Here is an 18,093-nt window from a genome sequence, read left to right on the forward strand (position 1 = left end):
ACGGCCCGAACGCCCCGGGCACGTCTCGCCAGGCGATCCCACACCGGTACCGATAAATAATGCCCTCGACCATCGAGCGGGCATCCTGAAAGGGCCTGCCCCGCTTGCCTGTCCGAGTCGGAAGCAAATCTTCAATCAACGACCACTGAGCATCGGTGAGCAACTGAAACCGCGACATGACTCAAGCCTCGGGCACAACATCCAAAATCTTTGCCAGACACGCCCTAGCCGAAGCGGCCGGAGATGTAGTCCTCGGTGGCCTTTTGGCTCGGGTTGGAAAAGATCTTCTCGGTGTCGTCGACTTCGATCAGCCGCCCAGGTTTTCCGACCGCCTCTAAGTTGAAGAACGCCGTGTAGTCGCTGACCCGCGCCGCCTGCTGCATGTTGTGGGTGACGATGACGATGGTGTAGTCCTGTTTCAATTCGCTGATCAGCTCTTCGATGGCCATCGTCGAGATGGGGTCCAGCGCCGAACACGGCTCGTCCATCAGCAGCACGTCGGGCTGCACGGCGATGGCCCGCGCGATGCACAGGCGCTGCTGCTGGCCGCCGGACAGTCCGCCACCGGGCCTGTCCAACCGGTTCTTGACCTCATCCCAGAGATTCGCCCCGCGTAGCGAATACTCGGCCGTCTCGTCGAGCACCTTGCGGTTGCGCACCCCCTGCAGCCTCAGGCCGGCGACCACGTTGTCGCGAATCGACATGGCGGGGAACGGGTTCGGCCGCTGGAACACCATCCCGATGGCCCGGCGCACGCCGACCGGGTCGACGCCGGCGCCGTAGATGTCTTCGTCGTCGAGCAGCACGCTGCCCTCGACCCGGCCGCCGGGCACCACCTCGTGCATGCGGTTGAGGGTGCGCAACACCGTCGTCTTGCCGCACCCCGAGGGGCCGATGAACGCGGTCACGCTGCGGGGCAGAACCGACAGCGTCACATCCGAGACCGCGTGAAACGATCCGTAATAGATGTTGACGCCCTTGAGGTCCAACCGTTTGGCCACTTAGTGCTCCTGCCTATGACTTCCTGGCGCTCAAAAATTTCGCTATCACTCGGGCCGCGATGTTGATGGTGGCGATCACCAGGATGAGGGTTAATGCGGCGCCCCACAACCGATCCGTGGGGATGGGGTTCAGGCCCGCACCCGCCGACGTCTGGTTGAACATCATGCCAGGCAGCGTCCCCATGAACCCGCCGAAAATGTCGAAGTTCATCGACTGTGCGTACCCCACCAGGATCAGCAGCGGCGCCGTCTCGCCCATGACCCTGGCCATCGCCAGCAGTATCCCGGTGACGATGCCCGACAGCCCGGTGGGAATGACCACTCGGACAATGGTTTTCCACTTGGTGATGCCCAGCGCGTAACTGGCCTCGCGAAGATCCACCGGCACGATTCGCAGCATCTCCTCGGTGGCGCGCACGATCACCGGGAGCATCAACAAGACCAGCGCCAGCGATACCGCGAACTCCGACCGCGACAGCCCCAGCGTCGCCACGCACAACGCGTAGATGAACAGCGCCGCAACGATTGACGGCACACCGCTCAAGATGTCCACCATGAACGAGGCGGATCTGCCCAGTGGGGTCCCGCCGCCGTACTCGACCAGATAAATCGCGACCATCAACCCGAGGGGGACGGAGATGACGGCGCATACCAATCCCTGCAGCACGGTGCCGACCAGCGCGTGGTAGGCGCCGCCACCGGTCACGAATGCCGTCATCCCAGCTTGCGAGTGCGACCACCACGTGGTCGACGCGATGGCCGTGAACCCTTTGGCCACCACCGACCACAACACCATCACCAGCGGGGTCACAGCCACCAGCAGCGACAGCGAAACCAGGAGCGTCGCAACGGAATTCGTGATACGGCGGCGCCGGCTGACCGGCGAGAAGGTCCGCGGCTTGAGGGGGCGGTCCAACATCGAGGTCATTGCGCCCCCTTCCGCGCCGCCCCGGCGACGGCGCCGCGCGCCAGGGCGTCGACCACGAAGGTGAGCACGAAGAGCGTCAGCCCTGCGGCGATGTACGCGCCGGCCTTGTATCGGTCGTCGAATTCCGCCGCCGCGCCGGCGATCTTGGTCGCGAAGGTGGAGCCGCCATCGAACAGCGACCAGCCGAACGCCGACTGGGTGCCGCGCAGGATGATCAGCAGCGCCACCGTCTCGCCCAGCGCACGGCCCAGCCCCAGCATCGACCCGCTGACATAGCCCGACCGCCCGAACGGCAGCGTGACCGTCTTGACCACTTCCCAACGGGTGGCACCGAGCGCCAGCGCGGCCTCGATCTGGTCTTGCGGCGTCTGGACGAACACCTCGCGCGTCACCGCGGTGATGATCGGCAAGATCATTACCGCCAGGACGATCCCGCCGGTGAAAATGGTGCCGCCGCCGGCGGGCGACGCGTTGCCGTTGGCGAACAGGAAAAACCAGCCCAGGGACCCATTGAGCCAGGTGGCGACGGGACGCAGCTGCGGCGCCAACACGTACAGACCCCACGCTCCGTAGATGATCGACGGCACCGCGGCCAGCAGGTCAACCGAGTAGGCCAGCGGCGCGGCGACCCGCCGCGGCGCGTACTGCGTGAGGAAGATGGCGACGCCCAACGCGACCGGCATGGCCAGGATCAGCGCGAACAGCGACACGAACACCGTGACCTGCACCAAGCTGGCGATGCCGAAGTGCATCGCCGAGGTGTCCGTGGTGACCCAGGTCCCGCCGTAGCTGAAGAAGTTCTCCCTGTTGCGGTGCAGCGCCGGTATCGCGCGCCCGAGCAGGAAGGCCGCAATCGCGGCGATGACCACGATGATGAACACGCCCGACGACTGCGCCAGCCAGCGGAAGATCCGGTCCCCCATACGGGGCCGGCCGTCGCCCCAGGGACTGATGGGCGTCGCCCGCAACTCCGGAAACGGCGCGGCGACCACCGCACCCGAACCCGCGTCATTGGGATTTGCCCCTGAAAACCCCGTCACTGTGATCCCGTCACAGTCCTGTTATCGCTCCTTGAATGCCGATTCACTTGGCTACTGCATCGCATCGATCGCCGTAACCAGTCGCTCCCTGACTTTATCGGGCAGCGGCACGTACCCGGCCCTAGCCAGCTCGCCCTGCCCGCTACTGGCGGCTATGGCGAGGAACGATTTGATGGCCGCGGAGGTCTGGGCGTCGTAACCCTTCGAGCACACGATCTCGTAGGTGACCAGCAGCAAGGGATAGACGCCTGGCTCCTCGGAGCCGTACATCGCGTGGAGGTCGAGCACCAGGTCATCGCCCTCGGCCAAGAATTTCGCGGCTTTGACGGCGTTTCGTGCCGTGTCGTCGGTCAGCGGGATCACGCCGCCGCGGGTGGCGATTTTGGCGTAGGGCATGCGGGCCTGGTCGGCGAAGCCCTTCTCGACGTATCCGATAGAGCCCGGGGTGGCCCGCACCGCCTGGATGACGCCGGCCGACTTAGCGGCACCCTCTCCGACGCCGCCCTGAAATTCGGTGCCGACCCCTTTGGACCAGCTCTGCGGCGCGGCCGCGGTCAGATACTTCTGCACGTTGTCGGTGGTTCCCGACGAGTCGATCCGGTAGATCGGGGTGATCTTGGTGTCGGGCAGTGCCGTGCCCGGGTTGAGGGCCAGCAGGATCGGGTCATTCCAGCTGGTGATCCTGCCGGTGAAAACCTTGGCCAGCGCGTCACTGTTGATCACCAGGCCCGGATTTCCGGGCAGGTTGTAGACGATCCCGATCGGACCGAAGACCAGCGGCAGATCCCACGCCGGATTCCCGTTGCAGCGTCGGGCGGCGGGGCCGATCTGGTCGGCGACCAAGGGCGAGTCCGCGCCAGCGAAATCGACGTGTCCGGCGATGAATTGCTCACGGCCGGCGCCCGACCCGGTTGGGTTATAGGACAGGGCCTTGCCCGGGCAGTACTGGCCCCACACTTGGTTGAAGACCGTGATCGCGTTCTCTTGGGCTGTCGAGCCTTCCGCCGTCAGCTTGTTCTTGCCCCCGCAGCCCGCCGTGCCGGTGACGCCGGGCACGCTGGGCGCGGTGGCCCCGGGACGGTTCTCGTCGCTACCGCAGGCGGTCAGCGCTCCGGCACCCAGCGCTGTCGCCAACGCCGCGGCGACCAGCGCCCTGCCCTGCCTGTCGAGCCTCACCAATCTCGCTTTCATGATGCGTTCCGGACGCCCGTGGGTGCCGCGGCCGTCTCTGATGTGAGGTTGCCAAGCGACGGCGAAACTATGCGCCGACGCCGGCCATAGCAACGTCTGGGTAGCCAGGACCAGACTAGCGATTCGGGTCGCTGGCGCTGGTACCCGCGGTCAGTTGGCCGCGGGCAGGACCGCGTATGCGGTGTCGACGCTGTAGGTGGTGAAGCCCAAGCGCTGGTAGGTGCGCACCGCGGCGACGTTGTCCGACTCGACGTAGAGCATCACGGTGGGGTCGGCTGCGTCGGCCAGGCGCCGCGCCAGCCACTCGATGCCGACGGCGGTCAGCGCCTGCCCCAGTCCGCGGCCCTGCGCCGACGGATCGACGCCCACGACGTACACCTCGCCCAGGCCGGGGCGATCGTGGTGCAGCTTCGTCCAGTGGAAGCCCAACAGCGCGCCGGCCTGATCACTTTGGGAGTCGCCGAACGCGAGGAACAGGCCCGCCGGGTCGAACCAGGGTTCATCACGCCGCTCCGCCAGCTCGACGTCCGTCCAGCCGCCCTGCTCGGGGTGCTGGGCGAACGCGGCGTTGTTGACCCGCAGCAGCTCGGCGTCGTCGGAGGGGCCCGCGTAGGTGCGGATTTCCACCCCGGGCACCGTCGGCACAGTGCCGGGCAGACCGCGCAAAGAGCGCCGCATTTGCAGCAGTTCCCGCACCGGGGTCAGGCCCAACGCGGACGCGGTCGCGCGGGCCGGTTCCAGCGTACCGTGCGCCCAAAACCGGTTGCCCGCACCGGTTTTGGCCAACGCCGCGCGCGCGAGCGTCGACCCGATGCCGCGGCGGCGCGCCTGCGGGTGCACCACGAGTTCGGCCATCCCGGTTTCGCCGTCGCGCGGCGGGCTCAGGTTGAGGTAGCCGACGATCGCGTCGGCGGCCGTCGTGGCTGTATCCTTGAGCAGCAGATGCTCGGTGCGGTCATGGCCGAGCTCGCGTAGTACCTGCTCGCCCACGGGCGCGACTCCGTCGTATTCGGTTGCCGCGCCGATGAGTTCGCGTACGCCCCGCTGCTCTTCGGCGGTCAGGGTGCGGCGCCAGTCGGGCGAAGTCACTGCGTGTGCAAGGGATCGGTCAGCGAATCTTGGATGTCCTGCGGTTCGGATTCGGATTCGGGTTCGGCGGCGTCGGCGTCCTCCGGCTCGGCAACCGGCGTGCGCCCGCGCGCCGGGCGGACGGCCTTGTACCCCACGTTGCGCACGGTGCCGATGAGCGCCTCGTACTCGGGGCCGAGTTTGGCCCGCAAGCGACGCACGTGCACGTCGACGGTGCGGGTGCCGCCGAAGAAGTCGTATCCCCACACCTCGTGCAGCAGTTGTGCGCGGGTGAATACCCGCCCGGCGTGCTGCGCCAGGTACTTGAGCAACTCGAATTCCTTATAGGTCAGATCCAGGGGGCGGCCCCGCAGCCGGGCGGTGTAGGTGCCTTCATCGATCACCAACTCGCCGAGGCTGACCTTGCCGGCGCTCTCCTGGTCCGCGAGCCCGCCACGCCGGCCGACCACCAGCCGCAACCGCGCGTCAACCTCGGCCGGCCCGGTGGTGGGCAGCAGGATGTCGTCCAGACCCCAATCGGAGCTGACGGCCACCAGCCCGCCCTCGGTGACCACGGCCAGCACCGGAACCGACCGGCCGGCCGTGCTCAGCAACCGGCACAGTCCGCGCGCCGATGACAGGTCGGTGCGCGCGTCGACGATCACCGCGTCCGCGGTTCCGGCCTCGAGTAAGGAAGAGGGCTCTGCCGGCGCCGTCCGGACCGTGTGCGGAAGCAGGGACAACGACGGCAAGACCGGGTCGGGATGCAGCTCCGAGGTCAGCAGTAGTAGCTCCAACTAGCCCCTCCAGCTCGGGGGAACGGCATCTCCCAAATTCACGACGCCATTAAGCGTTAGTTACCAGGTCATCTAACGATAACGTGTCACCTGTTTTTTTCGCGTGGTGGACGAGCCAGTGTGAGCCCCGCCACGACGGATCCGGCGGCGACCCGCGCCGCGACGCTGCGCCACAATGTGCGGGTGCGCAAGGTGCTGTTTACCGTGACCGCGACGGCGATCCTGGTCGCGGTGATCGCCGTCAGCGCGATCGGCGTCGATTACGGGACCAGCATCTATGCCGAGTACCGGCTGTCGTCCAGCGTCCGCAAAGCGGCCAACCTGGGCACCGACCCGTTCGTCGCGATCGTGGCGTTTCCCTTCCTTCCCCAGGCGATGCGCGGCAGGTACAGCCAGGTGGAGATCAAGGCCAATGCCGTCGACCATGCGATGACCGGCAGGGCCACGCTGGAGGCCACGATGTACTCGGTGGACCTGGCGCAGGCCTCGTGGTTGATCGGCCCGGATGCCAAGCTCGCCGTGGGCAAGCTGGAGAGCCGCATCATCGTCGACTCGACGCACCTGGGCCGGTTCATGGGCATCAGCGACCTGATGGTCGAGGCGCCGCCCAAGGAAACCAACACCTCCACCGGGGGCGTGACCGCATCGGGCATCTCGGACAGCCACGGCCTGGTTTTCACCGGGACACCCAAAGCGGCGGGCTTCGATCGCCGGGTCAGCGTCTCGGTCGACCTCTCCATCGCCCCGGACGACCCCGCGACGCTGGTCTTCACCCCGACCGGCGTGCTGACCGGATCGGACACCGCCAACCAGACCGTTCCAGCGGATAAGCAGGACGCAGTGCTGCATGCGTTCAGCGGCCGGCTGCCCGACCAGCGGCTGCCCTTCGGTGTCGCGCCGACCACCGAGGGGGCCCGAGGATCCGACGTCATTATCGAGGGCATCACCCGCGGAGTAATTGTGACCCTGCCGGCGTTCAAGCAGTCATGACCGACCACGACGCAGCGGGGATACCGCCCGCTTGCGGCGGACGAAACGATGAGGCGGGGGTACCTCCCGCTTTCGGGGGAGAGTGGGGCGGATGACCACAGTCGTCGTGATCATCGCGGTGCTCGCGGCGGCCACCCTCGCCGGCTGGTTGCTGACCCGTCGCTCCGGAACCATCAGGGAAGTCGACGCCGGGCCGGACGTGGACGCCGACGCCGACATCGCGGCGCTGGGGCTTTCTCGCAGTGGCCCCACGGTGGTGCATTTCAGCGCGCCGTGGTGCGGGCCGTGCGACCGGGTGCGCAGGGTCGTGGAGCAGGTCTGCGAGGACCTGGACGACGTGGCTCACGTCGAGATCGACCTGGATGCAAACCCCGACGCCGCGCGCCGGTACGCGGTCCTGTCCCTGCCCACGACGTTGATCTTCGACGGCGCCGGCCGGCAGCGGTATCGCACCTCCGGAGTGCCCAACGCGGCCGACCTGCGGTCCGCGCTGGAACCGCTGTTGGCTTGACCGCGGTGTCATTGGGTAAGCTGACCGACGTGTCAGCCCGCCCCGAGCCCATGCTCATCCAGCGTCGCGCAGTTGAACTGTGCCGCACGCCGGGCTGTTGTTGTTGCTGTTGCTGCTGAGTAGCCGCGTTTTCGCGTAGCACTCGGAGCGGCCCCGGATCCAAACCGCGGCACGTCTCCATGCATTTCCGTCAGCAATAGGGGTATCGAGGAGCAGCACCTTGCCGAGCAGCAACACCACCGCGCAGCGTGACCTGGTCGACGTGCGCGGCCCACGATTCGCCGCATGGGTCACCACCACAGTCCTAATGCTGGCGCTCGTCGTCTCGGCGGCCAGTGCGCCGGCCGCGGCGGTGATCCTGGCCGCTCAGGCCGTCATCTTCGCCGTCGGCGCGGTCGGCGGGCCGCGCAAGCATCCGTATGGCCGGATCTTTGCCGCCGTCGTCGCGCCGCGCCTGGGCCCGGTGCAGGAGCGCGAACCGACCCCACCGCTGAAGTTCGCCCAACTCGTCGGCCTGATCTTCGCCGCGCTGGGAGCCGGCGCGTTCGCCACCGGCGCCGTCCCGGTCGCCGTCGTGGCCACCGCGGCCGCTCTGGCCGCCGCGTTCCTCAACGCGGCCTTCGGCATCTGCCTGGGCTGCCAGCTCTACCCGCTGGTCGCCCGCTTCCGACCCCCCGCGCGTTCCACCTGACCTGCTGTAACAAAAGCGATTGAAAGGATCCACTCCATGGCACGCTCCGACGTCCTGGTCTCCACCGACTGGGCCGAGAGCAATCTCGAGGCCCCAGGCGTCGTCTTCGTCGAGGTCGACGAAGACACCAGCGCTTACGACGCCGGCCACATCCCCGGCGCGATCAAGCTGGATTGGCGCTCCGATTTGCAGGACCCGGTCAAACGCGACTTCGTCGACGCCCAGCAGTTCTCCAAACTGCTCAGCGAGCGGGGCATCTCCAACGACGACACCGTGATCCTTTACGGCGGCAACAACAACTGGTTCGCCGCCTACGCCTACTGGTACTTCAAGCTGTACGGCCACGAAGACGTCAAGCTGCTCGACGGCGGCCGCAAGAAGTGGGAACTCGACGGTCGCACGCTGACCAACGAACCGGTCAGCAGGGCGGCGACCTCGTACACCGCCGCCGGGCCCGACAACAGCATCCGGGCGTTCCGCGACGACGTCATCGCGGCCATCAACGTCAAAAACCTGGTCGACGTGCGCTCCCCCGACGAGTTCTCCGGCAAGATCCTGGCGCCCGCGCACCTGCCGCAGGAGCAAAGCCAGCGGCCCGGCCACATTCCCGGCGCCATCAACGTGCCGTGGAGCAAGGCGGCGAACGAGGACGGCACCTTCAAGTCCGACGAGGAGCTGGCGAAGCTCTACGCCGACGCCGGCCTGGACGGCGACAAAGAAACGATCGCCTACTGCCGCATCGGCGAGCGATCGTCGCACACCTGGTTCGTTCTTTATGAATTGCTCGGGCATCGGAATGTGAAGAACTACGACGGCAGTTGGACGGAATACGGCTCCCTGGTGGGCGCCCCGATCGAGTTGGGAAGCTGATATGTGCTCTGCACCGAAACAAGGACTGACGTTGCCCGCCAGCGTCGACCTGGAGAAGGAAACGGTGATCACCGGTCGCGTCGTGGACGGCGACGGTCAGGCAGTGGGTGGCGCGTTCGTCCGCCTGCTGGACTCCTCGGACGAGTTCACCGCCGAAGTGGTGGCGTCGGCCACCGGTGACTTTCGGTTCTTCGCCGCACCGGGATCCTGGACCTTGCGCGCGCTGTCGAAGGCCGGCAACGGCGACGCCGTCGTGGCTCCGTCGGGTGCGGGCATCCACGAGGTCGACGTCAAGATCGCCTGACTCGCCAGCCGCCCCCGACGGGGTCGCCGCGCGACGAATAGACTTGTCCGCGTGGTGCTGTTCTTCGAGATCATGCTGGTGGTGGCGGTCGTGGTGATTTCATGGTTCGCCCTGTACACCCTCTACCGGCTCATCACTGACGAGTCGTGAGTCCCGACGAACCGCTGAGTTCGGCCGGCTCCGGCGACCGGGCGGTGGCCGCCGCCGCTGAGCGCGCCAAGCTGACCGCCGGGCGCAACATCCCCTCCTACGATGACCTGCCGCTGCCCGCGGACACCGCGAACCTGCGCGAAGGCGCGAACCTCAGCGACGCCTTGCTGGCGTTGCTGCCCCTGGTCGGTGTCTGGCGGGGCGAAGGCGAGGGCCGCGGACACGACGGCGACTACCGGTTCGGCCAGCAGATCGTGGTCTCGCACGACGGTGGCGATTACCTGAACTGGGAAGCCCGTTCATGGCGGCTGAGCGAGACGGGGGAATACGAGGAACGTGGCCTGCGTGAGACGGGTTTCTGGCGTTTCGTCACCGATCCCGACGACCCCGGCGAATCCCACGCGATCGAACTGCTCTTGGCCCACTCGGCGGGCTATGTCGAGCTGTTTTACGGCCAGCCCCTGACGCAGTCGTCGTGGGAGCTGGTCACCGACGCGTTGGCGCGCAGCAGGTCGGGTGTGCTGGTCGGCGGGGCCAAACGGCTCTACGGCATCGTCGAAGGCGGCGACCTGGCCTACGTCGAGGAGCGAGTGGACGCCGACGGCGGTCTGGTGCCGCATCTTTCGGCGCGGCTATCCCGTTTCGCCGGTTAGCAGTAATCACCCCGAACATGGAACGGCCCCCGAGCCGTATTCCCGGTTGGACAAAAGCCGGAAGCTCGGGGGCCGGGTGACTGCGGGGAATTCGCTAGCGCACGCGTGACGCCAGCTCTTCCGAGCAGGTGCTGCTAGCGCGCAGCCACCTCACATGTCCATGAAGCTATCAATTTTTGGGACCACCTCCTTCCTTGTGTACGACCGACCGTACCGACGGATCGACCAGCCGACAACACAATTCAGCGCTCAGCGATCGCTGACGATGGCGGCGTCGACCAGGCCGGCGAATTCCGCCGCCATCGGTGCCAGCGGCAACGGGCGGCCATCGAGGGTGTGCACCCGGGCCGCCAACGTCATGCTGGAGATCAGCCAAACACCTTGGGCTGCAACCAGATCCGCGACGCGCAGCGCCCGGTAGTCGCAGTCATAGCCCTTGTCCCTGGCCACCTCGAACAGGGCCTGCTGGGTGGTGCCGCGCAGGATCGGATACCACGGCGGCGGTGTCAGCAGGCACGGCTGACCGTCCGGCGTCTCGGGGGCGGTGGCGATCACCACCGTCGACCGCGGACCTTCCAGGACGTAGCCGTCGGTGCTGACGAAGATCACGTCGCCGGCGTCCTGGCGGGCGGCATGGCGCAGGGCCGCCATATTGACCGCGTAGGAAAGGGTCTTGGCACCGGCCAGCAGCCACGGCATCGCGTCGACCCCGGTGGCGGGCAGCCCGCGATCGAGCGTGATCGCCGCCAGCCCGCCCCGCCGGACCGCCGTCACCCGGTCCGGAACCGCGTTGACCATCACATAGGCCGTCGGCGTCGAACCGCCCTCGCGCCCGCGGCTGTAGATCAACCGCATCGCGCCCTCCTCGGCGGTGGCGGCGCACCACTGGCGGGTGGCCGCCCCGATCGCGCTGCGCCACCGCGGCAGCTCGGGCGCGGGCAGATCGGTCATGGCGGCCGACTGGGTCAGCCGCTGCAGATGCGGCTCGATCAGGCAGGCCCTGCCGTCGCGGACCAACAGCGTCTCAAAGACTCCGTCGCCGCGGACCGCCGCCAGGTCGTCGGCGTGCAGCAGGGGCGCGTCGGGCGAATGCATTTCGCCGTCCAGCGTGACGATCACACCCGTCTGGCCGGCCATGGTCGAGAAGCCTATCCAATGTGGCCCAAGGTGCCCGCGGCGCGACCGGAAGCATGTCGACGCCGGGGCCTGGTGAGCGTGAAGCTAGCCGCACATTCGGCTGTGAGCGTGAAGCCAGCTTCGCACTCGTTGAAGGTGCCGGCCGGTCCGTAGAGTTGACTCGTGACCCGCGCTGTTCCCGCACCCGAAACCGGACCCGACGCCGGCGCCGTCTGGCATTACGGCGATCCGCTGGGCGAGCAGCGTGCGGCCGACAGCGAAGCGCTGTTGGTCGACCGCTCGCACCGCGGCGTACTCACATTGGCCGGCAAAGACCGGCAGACCTGGTTGCACAGCATTTCGACGCAATTCGTCAGCGACCTCCCCGACGGCGCCAGCACGCAGAACCTCAGCCTCGACGGACAGGGCCGCGTCGAGGATCACTGGATCCAGACGGAGCTGGGCGGCACCACCTACCTCGACACCGAACCCTGGCGGGCCGAGCCGCTGCTGGCCTACCTGCGCAAGATGGTGTTCTGGTCCGAGGTCACCCCGGCCGGGGCGGAGCTGGCCGTGCTGTCGCTGCTCGGCCCGAAACTGGCTGACCGAGCGATTCTCGACGCGCTCGGGGTGGATGCGCTGCCCGCCGAGCTGACCGCGGTTCCCACCGGCGACGGCTTCGTGCGCCGGATGCCGGGCGCCCCGGCCGGCCGGCTCGAACTGGACCTCCTGGTTCCGCGCGCCACGGCGGGCGAGTGGCGAAAGCGCCTGACGCGGGCCGGAGTGCGGCCCGGCGGTGTGTGGGCCTATGAAGCCCACCGGGTCGCGGCCGTGCGACCCCGCCTCGGCGTCGACACGGATGAGCGCACAATTCCGCACGAAGTGGGGTGGATCGGCAGCCCCGGCGTGGGGGCCGTCCACCTGGACAAGGGCTGTTACCGCGGGCAGGAGACGGTCGCGCGGGTGCACAACCTGGGCAGGCCGCCGCGGATGCTGGCACTGCTGCACCTCGACGGGTCGGTCGACCGGCCGTCGACCGGCGATCCGGTGCTGGCCGGCGGCCGCACGGTCGGCCGTCTCGGCACGGTCGTCGAACACGTGGATCTCGGGCCGATAGCGCTGGCGCTGCTCAAGCGCGGGCTGCCCGCGGAGACGGATTTGGCGACCGGTCCGGACGCCTCGGTCGCCGCGGTGATCGACGCCGATTCGCTGCCCGGAACCGAACGAATCGGCGCGGGGCGGCTGGCTGTTGAACGGTTGCGGGGCGGTGCGGGATAATGAACGGTAACGTCCGCCACAGCGAGCAGGGGGCGCCAACGCCCGGTGGCGGGGCACGGTAAACTGTTGGCAGGACAATACGACACCAGGAGATCGGAGCCGCCTACTCGTTAGGCCGCTCCGTTATTGCGCGAGGGGGTTCCCCCATGGGCCGCGGCCGGGCTAAGGCAAAGCAGACCAAGGTTGCTCGAGAACTCAAATACAGTTCTCCACAGACCGACTTCCAGCGGCTTCAGCAAGAGCTGTCCGGAACGGGTTCGGACGCGTCCACTGAACTGGACAGCGACGGATCCGACGAATCCTGGGAAGACCAGGACAGCTGGCGTCGCTAAAACCAACGCTTCGGCGGTGATGCGTAGCGCACCGGGGCCGCGCTGGTCCTGCCCGAGCCCAAATTCCTAGAACCTCGGGTGCTGACCGACCATCTTGGCCCGGGGACCCTCTTTTCCGCCTTTGCCGACGGTGCCCAGCACCCAGCAGCTCAAGTGCCGGGCGGTCAGGATGGCCAGGGCCCGGTCGGTGTCTTCGGGGGCCACGACGGCGATCATGCCGACGCCCATGTTGAACGTCTTCTCCATTTCCTCGCGCGTCACCCGGCCGCGCTGGGCGATCATGGCGAACACCGGCGCGGGCGTCCAGGTGCCACGATCCATCTCGGCGACCAGGCCGTGCGGGATGACGCGTTGCAGGTTGCCGGCCAGCCCGCCGCCGGTGACGTGGCAGAACGTACGCACATGGGTTTCGGCCGCGAGCGCCAGGCAGTCCTTGGCGTAGATTCGGGTGGGTTCGAGCAGCTCCTCGCCCAGGGTGCGGCCGAACTCCTCCACATATCCCTCGAGGTTCATGCGGTCGATCTCGAGCAGCACGGTGCGCGCCAACGAATATCCGTTGGAATGCAGACCCGACGAACCCATCGCGATGATGACGTCGCCGGGTTTGACCCGGTCGGGCCCCAGCACGTCGTCGGCCTCGACGACACCGATGCCGGTGGCCGAGATGTCGTAGTGGTCGGGTTCCATCAGACCCGGATGTTCGGCCGTCTCGCCGCCCAGCAGCGCGCAACCGGCCCGCACACATCCCTCGGCGATGCCGCTGACGATGGCGCTCAAGCGTTCCGGCACCGTCCGGCCCACCGCGATGTAATCCTGCAAGAAAAGCGGCTCGGCGCCGCACACCACAAGGTCGTCGACCACCATGGCCACCAGGTCAAGCCCGACGGTGTCGTGCTTGTCCATCGCCTGGGCCACCGCGAGCTTGGTGCCGACGCCGTCGGTGGAGGCCGCCAGCAGCGGCTCGCGGTAATCGCCACGGAGCGCGAACAGGCCGGCGAATCCGCCCAAGCCGCCCCGGACCTCGGGTCGCGTGGCTTTCGTCGCCAGCGGCTTAAACAATTCGACGGCGCGGTCGCCGGCTTCAATGTCCACCCCGGCCGACGCGTAAGTGATGCTCTGACCGCCTTGGTGGCGCCCTGGACTCTTTCCGGGATCCGTCATCGCGATAAAGGCTACCGGGCGGCGCTGACGGCCGGGATCAAACGTCGATGAAGGAGCGCAAACCGAGTTCCCTCAGTGCACGACCGGCACTTCGTCGGGCGCAAGTTCCTCGAGCCCGGCGCCGCGGGCGGCATTGGCGAGCATGTGCTCGATGACGTTCTTGCCCAACGCGGTTTCCCCGGGCAGTTCGATCGGGTACTGGCCGTCGAAGCAGGCGGTGCACAACCGCGAGGCCGGTTGCTCGGAGGCCGCGACCAGGCCGCGCAGCGAGATGTAGCCCAGCGAGTCGGCGCCGATGGCATGCCGCACCGCTTCGAGCATCTCCTTTTTGTCCTCGACCGCGTTGGCGATGAGCTCCGCCGGCGACGGGAAGTCGATGCCGTAGAAGCAGGGCCATTTGACCGGGGGCGAGGCGATCCGCACGTGCACCTCGACGGCGCCGGCCTCGCGCAGCATCCGCAGCAGCGCCCGCTGGGTGTTTCCTCGCACGATCGAGTCATCGACCACGATGAGTCGCTTACCCCGGATCACCTCGCGAAGGGGGTTGAGCTTCAGCCGGATACCGAGCTGGCGGATGGTCTGGGACGGCTGGATGAAGGTGCGCCCGACGTAGGCGTTCTTCATCAGCCCCTGGCCGAAGGGAATGCCCGACTCCTGCGCGTATCCGACGGCGGCGGGCGTGCCCGACTCGGGGACGCCGATCACCAGGTCGGCCTCGACGGGACGTTCGCGGGCCAACCGGCGTCCGATCTCCACCCGGGTCGCGTGGACGGACCGTCCGACGATCGTGCTGTCCGGTCGCGCCAGGTAGACGTACTCGAAGACGCAGCCCTTGGGGGTGGGGTTGGCGAAACGCGTGGAGCGGACGCCGTCGGCGTCGATCGCCAGCAGTTCACCCGGTTCGATGTCGCGGACGAACGAGGCGCCGACGATGTCGAGCGCCGCCGTTTCGGAGGCCACCACCCAGCCGCGGTCGAGCCGTCCCAGCGAAAGTGGCCGCACGCCATGGGGATCGCGACAGGCGTAGAGGGTGTTCTCGTCCATGAACGTCAGGCAGAACGCGCCGCGCACGGTCGGCAACAAATCCAGCGCGGCCTGCTCCAGCGTCGCGTCGGCCGCGCCGTGGGCCAGCAGCGCGCCCAGAATGTCGGAGTCGGTCGTCGCCGGCGCCGGGGCGCGTTTGGCGATCAGCCCCTCGTCGCGGGCGCGGGCCGCGAGCTCGGCGGTGTTGACCAAATTCCCGTTGTGCCCCAACGCCACCCCGGTGCCGGCCGCGGTGTTGCGGAACACGGGCTGGGCATTTTCCCACGTCGTGTCGCCGGTGGTCGAGTAGCGGCAGTGCCCGATGGCGACGTGGCCCTGCATGGCCCCCAGCGTCTGCTCATCGAACACCTGGCTGACCAGGCCGAGATCTTTGAAGACCAGCACCTGGGAACCGTCCGCGACGGCGATGCCGGCGGCCTCCTGGCCACGATGCTGCAGCGCGTACAAGCCGTAATAGGTGAGTTTGGCGACGTCCTCGCCGGGGGCCCAGACCCCGAATACACCGCATTCTTCTCGGGGCGCGTTGAAGTCCTCTTCGGGTTCTTGGACGGTCACGATTGGGCGGCTCCCCGGGGAACGGTTGGTGACGTAACGGAGTCTACGGGCAGCGACGCCGCGCCGACGAATCCGCCGGGCGTGTTGAGGCACAAAATGCCAGCGCAAACAGCTGAACCTGCAGTTCAGGGTTATGTTCAGCTCAGATCGAACAGCGGCAGCCAGTGTTCAATCTCACCCGCTCGTGAGCCGGAAAGGCGCAGCGCATTGGTGCGCTTGGCCTCGGCGAACGGCACCTCACCGGTGGCCAGCAGCAGCCAGGTCCGCGGTTCGGTTTCCACCACATTCGGCGGTGTGCCGCGGGTGTGCGTGGGCCCGGCGATGCACTGCACCGCGACGAACGGCGGGACGCGCAACTCCACGCTGCGCCCGGGCGCCACGGCCGCCAGGGTGCGGGCGGTCAGCCGGACGGCCGTCGCCAATTCTTGCCGGTCGGGCTCCGGCCCGGACTCGTCGCGCAGCCAGTCCGCGACGGCCAACACGGCCTGCCGGGTCTTGGCCGGATCGGCTTTCTCGCGGGGGGCCATGCCCTAGGGTCTCAAAATCATGGAGCCCCGTCGCGAGAGGACGCGGCCGCCGTACAAGACCGCCGGCCTGGTGACGGTCGCGGTCATGGCATTGCTCGGGTCGCTTCTGTACCTGCAATTTCGGGGCGCCCTCACGCCGACCACGAAGCTGACCATGGTGGCCGCCCGGGCGGGCCTGGTGATGGATCCCGGCTCAAAGGTCACCTACAACGGGGTGCAGATCGGCCGGGTGTCCAGCATTTCGGAGGCCACGCATGCCGGCAGGCCGGCCGCCAAGATCGTCTTGGACATCACCCCGAAATACGTCAAGCAGATCCCGGCCAACGTGACGGCGGCCGTCCAGGCGACCACCGTGTTCGGCAACAAATATGTCGCCCTGAGATCGCCGAAATACCCTGCGAAGCAACCGATCACACCGTCGACGGTGATCGATGCGACATCGGTGACCACCGAGTTCAACACCCTTTTCGAGACGCTCACCTCGATTGCGGAGAAGGTCGATCCGGTCAAGGTAAATCTCACGCTCAGCGCCGCCGCTGCGGCGCTGAGCGGGATGGGCGAGAGGTTCGGCGTCTCGATTGTCAATGGTAACGCCGTCCTCGATGACCTGAATCCGCGAATGCCGGTTCTGCGCAACGATATTCGTCGATTGGCGACTTTAGGAGATACCTATGCGAACGCCTCGCCCGACCTTTGGGACGCGCTCGACCACGCGGTGACGACCGCGCGCGCACTCGACTCGCGGCAACGCGACCTCGATGGCGCGCTGCTGGCGGCCGCCGGGCTGGGCAACGCCGGCGCCGACGTCTTGGGCCGCAGCGGGCCATTCTTCGTCCGCGGCGCAGCCGACCTGGTTCCCAGTAGCCAACTGCTCGACGAATACAGTCCCGAAATCTATTGCACGATCCACAATTTCGCCGAAGTCGCACCGCGAATCCACAACGCGCTGGGCGATAACGGCTACTCGCTGGGCGCCCACGCGTCGGGAGCCATCGCGGGAGCCCCCAATCCCTACATCTGGCCGGAGAACCTGCCGCGCATCAACGCCAGAGGCGGGCCGGGCGGAAAAGCGGGCTGTTGGCAAAAGATCACCCGGGATCTGTGGCCCGCGCCGTTTTTGGTGATGGACACCGGCGCCAGCATGGCCCCGTACAACCACTTCGAGGTCGGCTCGCCGCTCGCGGTCGATTTCGTGTGGGGCCGCCAACTCGGCGACTACACCATCAATCCCTGACGATCAGCAGCGCGCCGACTGCACCGCCAGCACCGCGATCGCCCCGGCTTCGTTGATGGCCAGGTGCGCCAGCATGGGTGCGGCCAGGCTGCCGGAACAATCGGCCAGCCAGCCGAACAGCCAGCCCGCGATCCCGGTGACCACCACGGTGGCGGCCACCGGCTCGCCCGTCGCGCGCGCGTCGGCGATGTGCGAAAGACCAAACGCGGCGGCCTGTAGCAACCGCCCGCCGCGTGCACCGAAAGCGGCGGAGCCGACGGCGGCCAGCGCCCCGCGGAAGGCGGACTCCTCCGACCACACGGTGCCCAGGGGTATCCGCAGCAGGAGCCAGTCCGGGGCCGCCGCCGGCGGCTCGCGGCCGGCCATCGACCGGCGCACCGGCGCCAGCTGGGCGGTCGCGGCCACGGCGCCCGCCGCGGACAGGGCGACCGGGCAGCCCATGCGCAGGCCGGACGATAGCCGGGGCGGGCCCAAGCCCAGCGGTGCGCGCGTGATCACCACCAGCAGCCCGCCCACCACCGCCTGCAGCGCTGTCCGCCAGGCCGCCGGCAGCCTAGGGCTGACGAGACTCCAGCCGACCAGGGCGGCGGCCAATGATAGCGCTTTGGTCCGACGAAAACGCCTGCCGGGCATCAGGATACGCCGCGAGCAG

Annotated in this window: 21 protein-coding genes; 9 read left to right on the forward strand and 12 right to left on the reverse strand. The window is 67.8% G+C overall.

Annotated features, from left to right (window positions below; genetic code table 11):
- From BST14_RS31695 to BST14_RS13300, 7 genes are all read right to left on the reverse strand, one after another.
- Window positions 1-178, reverse strand: a 178-nt coding sequence (locus BST14_RS31695; RefSeq protein WP_142279208.1) for a transposase, incomplete at its 3' end; no start/stop codon positions are given.
- A gap of 46 nt (window positions 179-224) precedes the next feature.
- A complete protein-coding gene (gene pstB, locus BST14_RS13275; protein ID WP_066865555.1) occupies window positions 225-1,001 on the reverse strand; it encodes a phosphate ABC transporter ATP-binding protein PstB in 777 nt (258 codons plus the stop codon).
- Between the two features lie 13 nt (window positions 1,002-1,014).
- Entirely contained in the window at window positions 1,015-1,929 is a 915-nt protein-coding gene (pstA, locus tag BST14_RS13280; protein ID WP_083064889.1) for a phosphate ABC transporter permease PstA, read from the reverse strand.
- Window positions 1,926-2,969 (reverse strand): phosphate ABC transporter permease subunit PstC, encoded by a 1,044-nt coding sequence (gene pstC, locus BST14_RS13285; RefSeq protein WP_083064890.1) that lies wholly within the window; start codon window positions 2,967-2,969, stop codon window positions 1,926-1,928. Before pstC ends, pstA begins: the two co-directional genes overlap by 4 nt.
- Window positions 2,970-3,020: 51 nt before the next feature.
- Window positions 3,021-4,160 (reverse strand): phosphate ABC transporter substrate-binding protein PstS, encoded by a 1,140-nt coding sequence (pstS, locus tag BST14_RS13290; protein WP_438502159.1) that lies wholly within the window; start codon window positions 4,158-4,160, stop codon window positions 3,021-3,023.
- Between the two features lie 150 nt (window positions 4,161-4,310).
- A complete protein-coding gene (gene mshD, locus BST14_RS13295) occupies window positions 4,311-5,249 on the reverse strand; it encodes a mycothiol synthase (protein WP_083064891.1) in 939 nt (312 codons plus the stop codon).
- Window positions 5,246-6,025, reverse strand: a complete 780-nt coding sequence (locus BST14_RS13300) for a winged helix-turn-helix transcriptional regulator (protein WP_083064892.1) — start codon at window positions 6,023-6,025, stop codon at window positions 5,246-5,248. The genes mshD and BST14_RS13300 overlap by 4 nt, the downstream gene beginning before the upstream one ends.
- Window positions 6,026-6,202: 177 nt before the next feature.
- Here BST14_RS13300 and lmeA point away from each other — a divergent pair, with 177 nt between their 5' ends.
- The 6 genes from lmeA (at window position 6,203) to BST14_RS13330 (ending at window position 10,194) form a co-directional block, all read left to right on the forward strand.
- Window positions 6,203-7,015, forward strand: coding sequence for a mannan chain length control protein LmeA (gene lmeA / locus BST14_RS13305; RefSeq protein WP_083064940.1), 813 nt, complete (start codon window positions 6,203-6,205; stop codon window positions 7,013-7,015).
- Between the two features lie 91 nt (window positions 7,016-7,106).
- Window positions 7,107-7,526: a thioredoxin family protein gene (locus tag BST14_RS13310; protein ID WP_083064893.1), complete on the forward strand. Its 420-nt coding sequence runs from the start codon at window positions 7,107-7,109 to the stop codon at window positions 7,524-7,526.
- A gap of 220 nt (window positions 7,527-7,746) precedes the next feature.
- On the forward strand, window positions 7,747-8,217 hold the full coding sequence (locus BST14_RS13315; protein WP_083064894.1) for a DUF4395 domain-containing protein: 471 nt from the start codon (window positions 7,747-7,749) through the stop codon (window positions 8,215-8,217).
- Between the two features lie 36 nt (window positions 8,218-8,253).
- Entirely contained in the window at window positions 8,254-9,087 is an 834-nt protein-coding gene (locus tag BST14_RS13320) for a sulfurtransferase (protein WP_083064895.1), read from the forward strand.
- Between the two features lies 1 nt (window position 9,088).
- Window positions 9,089-9,391, forward strand: a complete 303-nt coding sequence (locus BST14_RS13325) for a DUF1416 domain-containing protein (RefSeq protein WP_066880637.1) — start codon at window positions 9,089-9,091, stop codon at window positions 9,389-9,391.
- Between the two features lie 146 nt (window positions 9,392-9,537).
- A complete protein-coding gene (locus tag BST14_RS13330) occupies window positions 9,538-10,194 on the forward strand; it encodes a heme-binding beta-barrel domain-containing protein (protein WP_083064896.1) in 657 nt (218 codons plus the stop codon).
- A 249-nt stretch (window positions 10,195-10,443) separates the two neighbouring features.
- On the opposite strand, the gene BST14_RS13335 is transcribed toward BST14_RS13330, so the two are convergent.
- Window positions 10,444-11,313 carry an aminodeoxychorismate lyase gene (locus tag BST14_RS13335; protein ID WP_142279395.1) on the reverse strand — a complete coding sequence of 290 codons (870 nt, stop codon included), beginning with the start codon at window positions 11,311-11,313 and terminating at the stop codon, window positions 10,444-10,446.
- 180 nt (window positions 11,314-11,493) lie between these two features.
- Here BST14_RS13335 and ygfZ point away from each other — a divergent pair, with 180 nt between their 5' ends.
- Window positions 11,494-12,588, forward strand: coding sequence for a CAF17-like 4Fe-4S cluster assembly/insertion protein YgfZ (ygfZ, locus tag BST14_RS13340; RefSeq protein ID WP_083064898.1), 1,095 nt, complete (start codon window positions 11,494-11,496; stop codon window positions 12,586-12,588).
- A gap of 146 nt (window positions 12,589-12,734) precedes the next feature.
- Window positions 12,735-12,920, forward strand: a complete 186-nt coding sequence (locus BST14_RS13345) for a DUF3073 domain-containing protein (RefSeq protein ID WP_083064899.1) — start codon at window positions 12,735-12,737, stop codon at window positions 12,918-12,920.
- Between the two features lie 66 nt (window positions 12,921-12,986).
- Here the strand turns inward: BST14_RS13345 and purM are convergent, their stop codons facing one another.
- From purM to BST14_RS13360, 3 genes are all read right to left on the reverse strand, one after another.
- A complete protein-coding gene (gene purM / locus BST14_RS13350) occupies window positions 12,987-14,081 on the reverse strand; it encodes a phosphoribosylformylglycinamidine cyclo-ligase (protein ID WP_083064900.1) in 1,095 nt (364 codons plus the stop codon).
- 72 nt (window positions 14,082-14,153) lie between these two features.
- The gene (gene purF, locus BST14_RS13355) at window positions 14,154-15,680 is read right to left on the reverse strand and encodes an amidophosphoribosyltransferase (protein WP_083064901.1); all 1,527 of its coding nucleotides are present in this window, start codon (window positions 15,678-15,680) and stop codon (window positions 14,154-14,156) included.
- Window positions 15,681-15,817: 137 nt separating this feature from the next.
- Complete coding sequence (locus BST14_RS13360; protein WP_083064902.1) at window positions 15,818-16,207, reverse strand: sterol carrier family protein; 390 nt, start codon at window positions 16,205-16,207, stop codon at window positions 15,818-15,820.
- Window positions 16,208-16,226: 19 nt separating this feature from the next.
- Between BST14_RS13360 and BST14_RS13365 the strand changes: the two genes are divergently transcribed.
- Window positions 16,227-17,441, forward strand: a complete 1,215-nt coding sequence (locus BST14_RS13365; RefSeq protein ID WP_083064903.1) for an MCE family protein — start codon at window positions 16,227-16,229, stop codon at window positions 17,439-17,441.
- 3 nt (window positions 17,442-17,444) lie between these two features.
- Here the strand turns inward: BST14_RS13365 and BST14_RS13370 are convergent, their stop codons facing one another.
- Window positions 17,445-18,074 carry an Rv0804 family intramembrane glutamic endopeptidase gene (locus BST14_RS13370; protein WP_211280720.1) on the reverse strand — a complete coding sequence of 210 codons (630 nt, stop codon included), beginning with the start codon at window positions 18,072-18,074 and terminating at the stop codon, window positions 17,445-17,447.
- Window positions 18,075-18,093 lie beyond the last annotated feature (19 nt).

The sequence above is a fragment of the Mycobacterium arosiense ATCC BAA-1401 = DSM 45069 genome, assembly GCF_002086125.1.
Lineage (GTDB): Bacteria > Actinomycetota > Actinomycetes > Mycobacteriales > Mycobacteriaceae > Mycobacterium > Mycobacterium arosiense.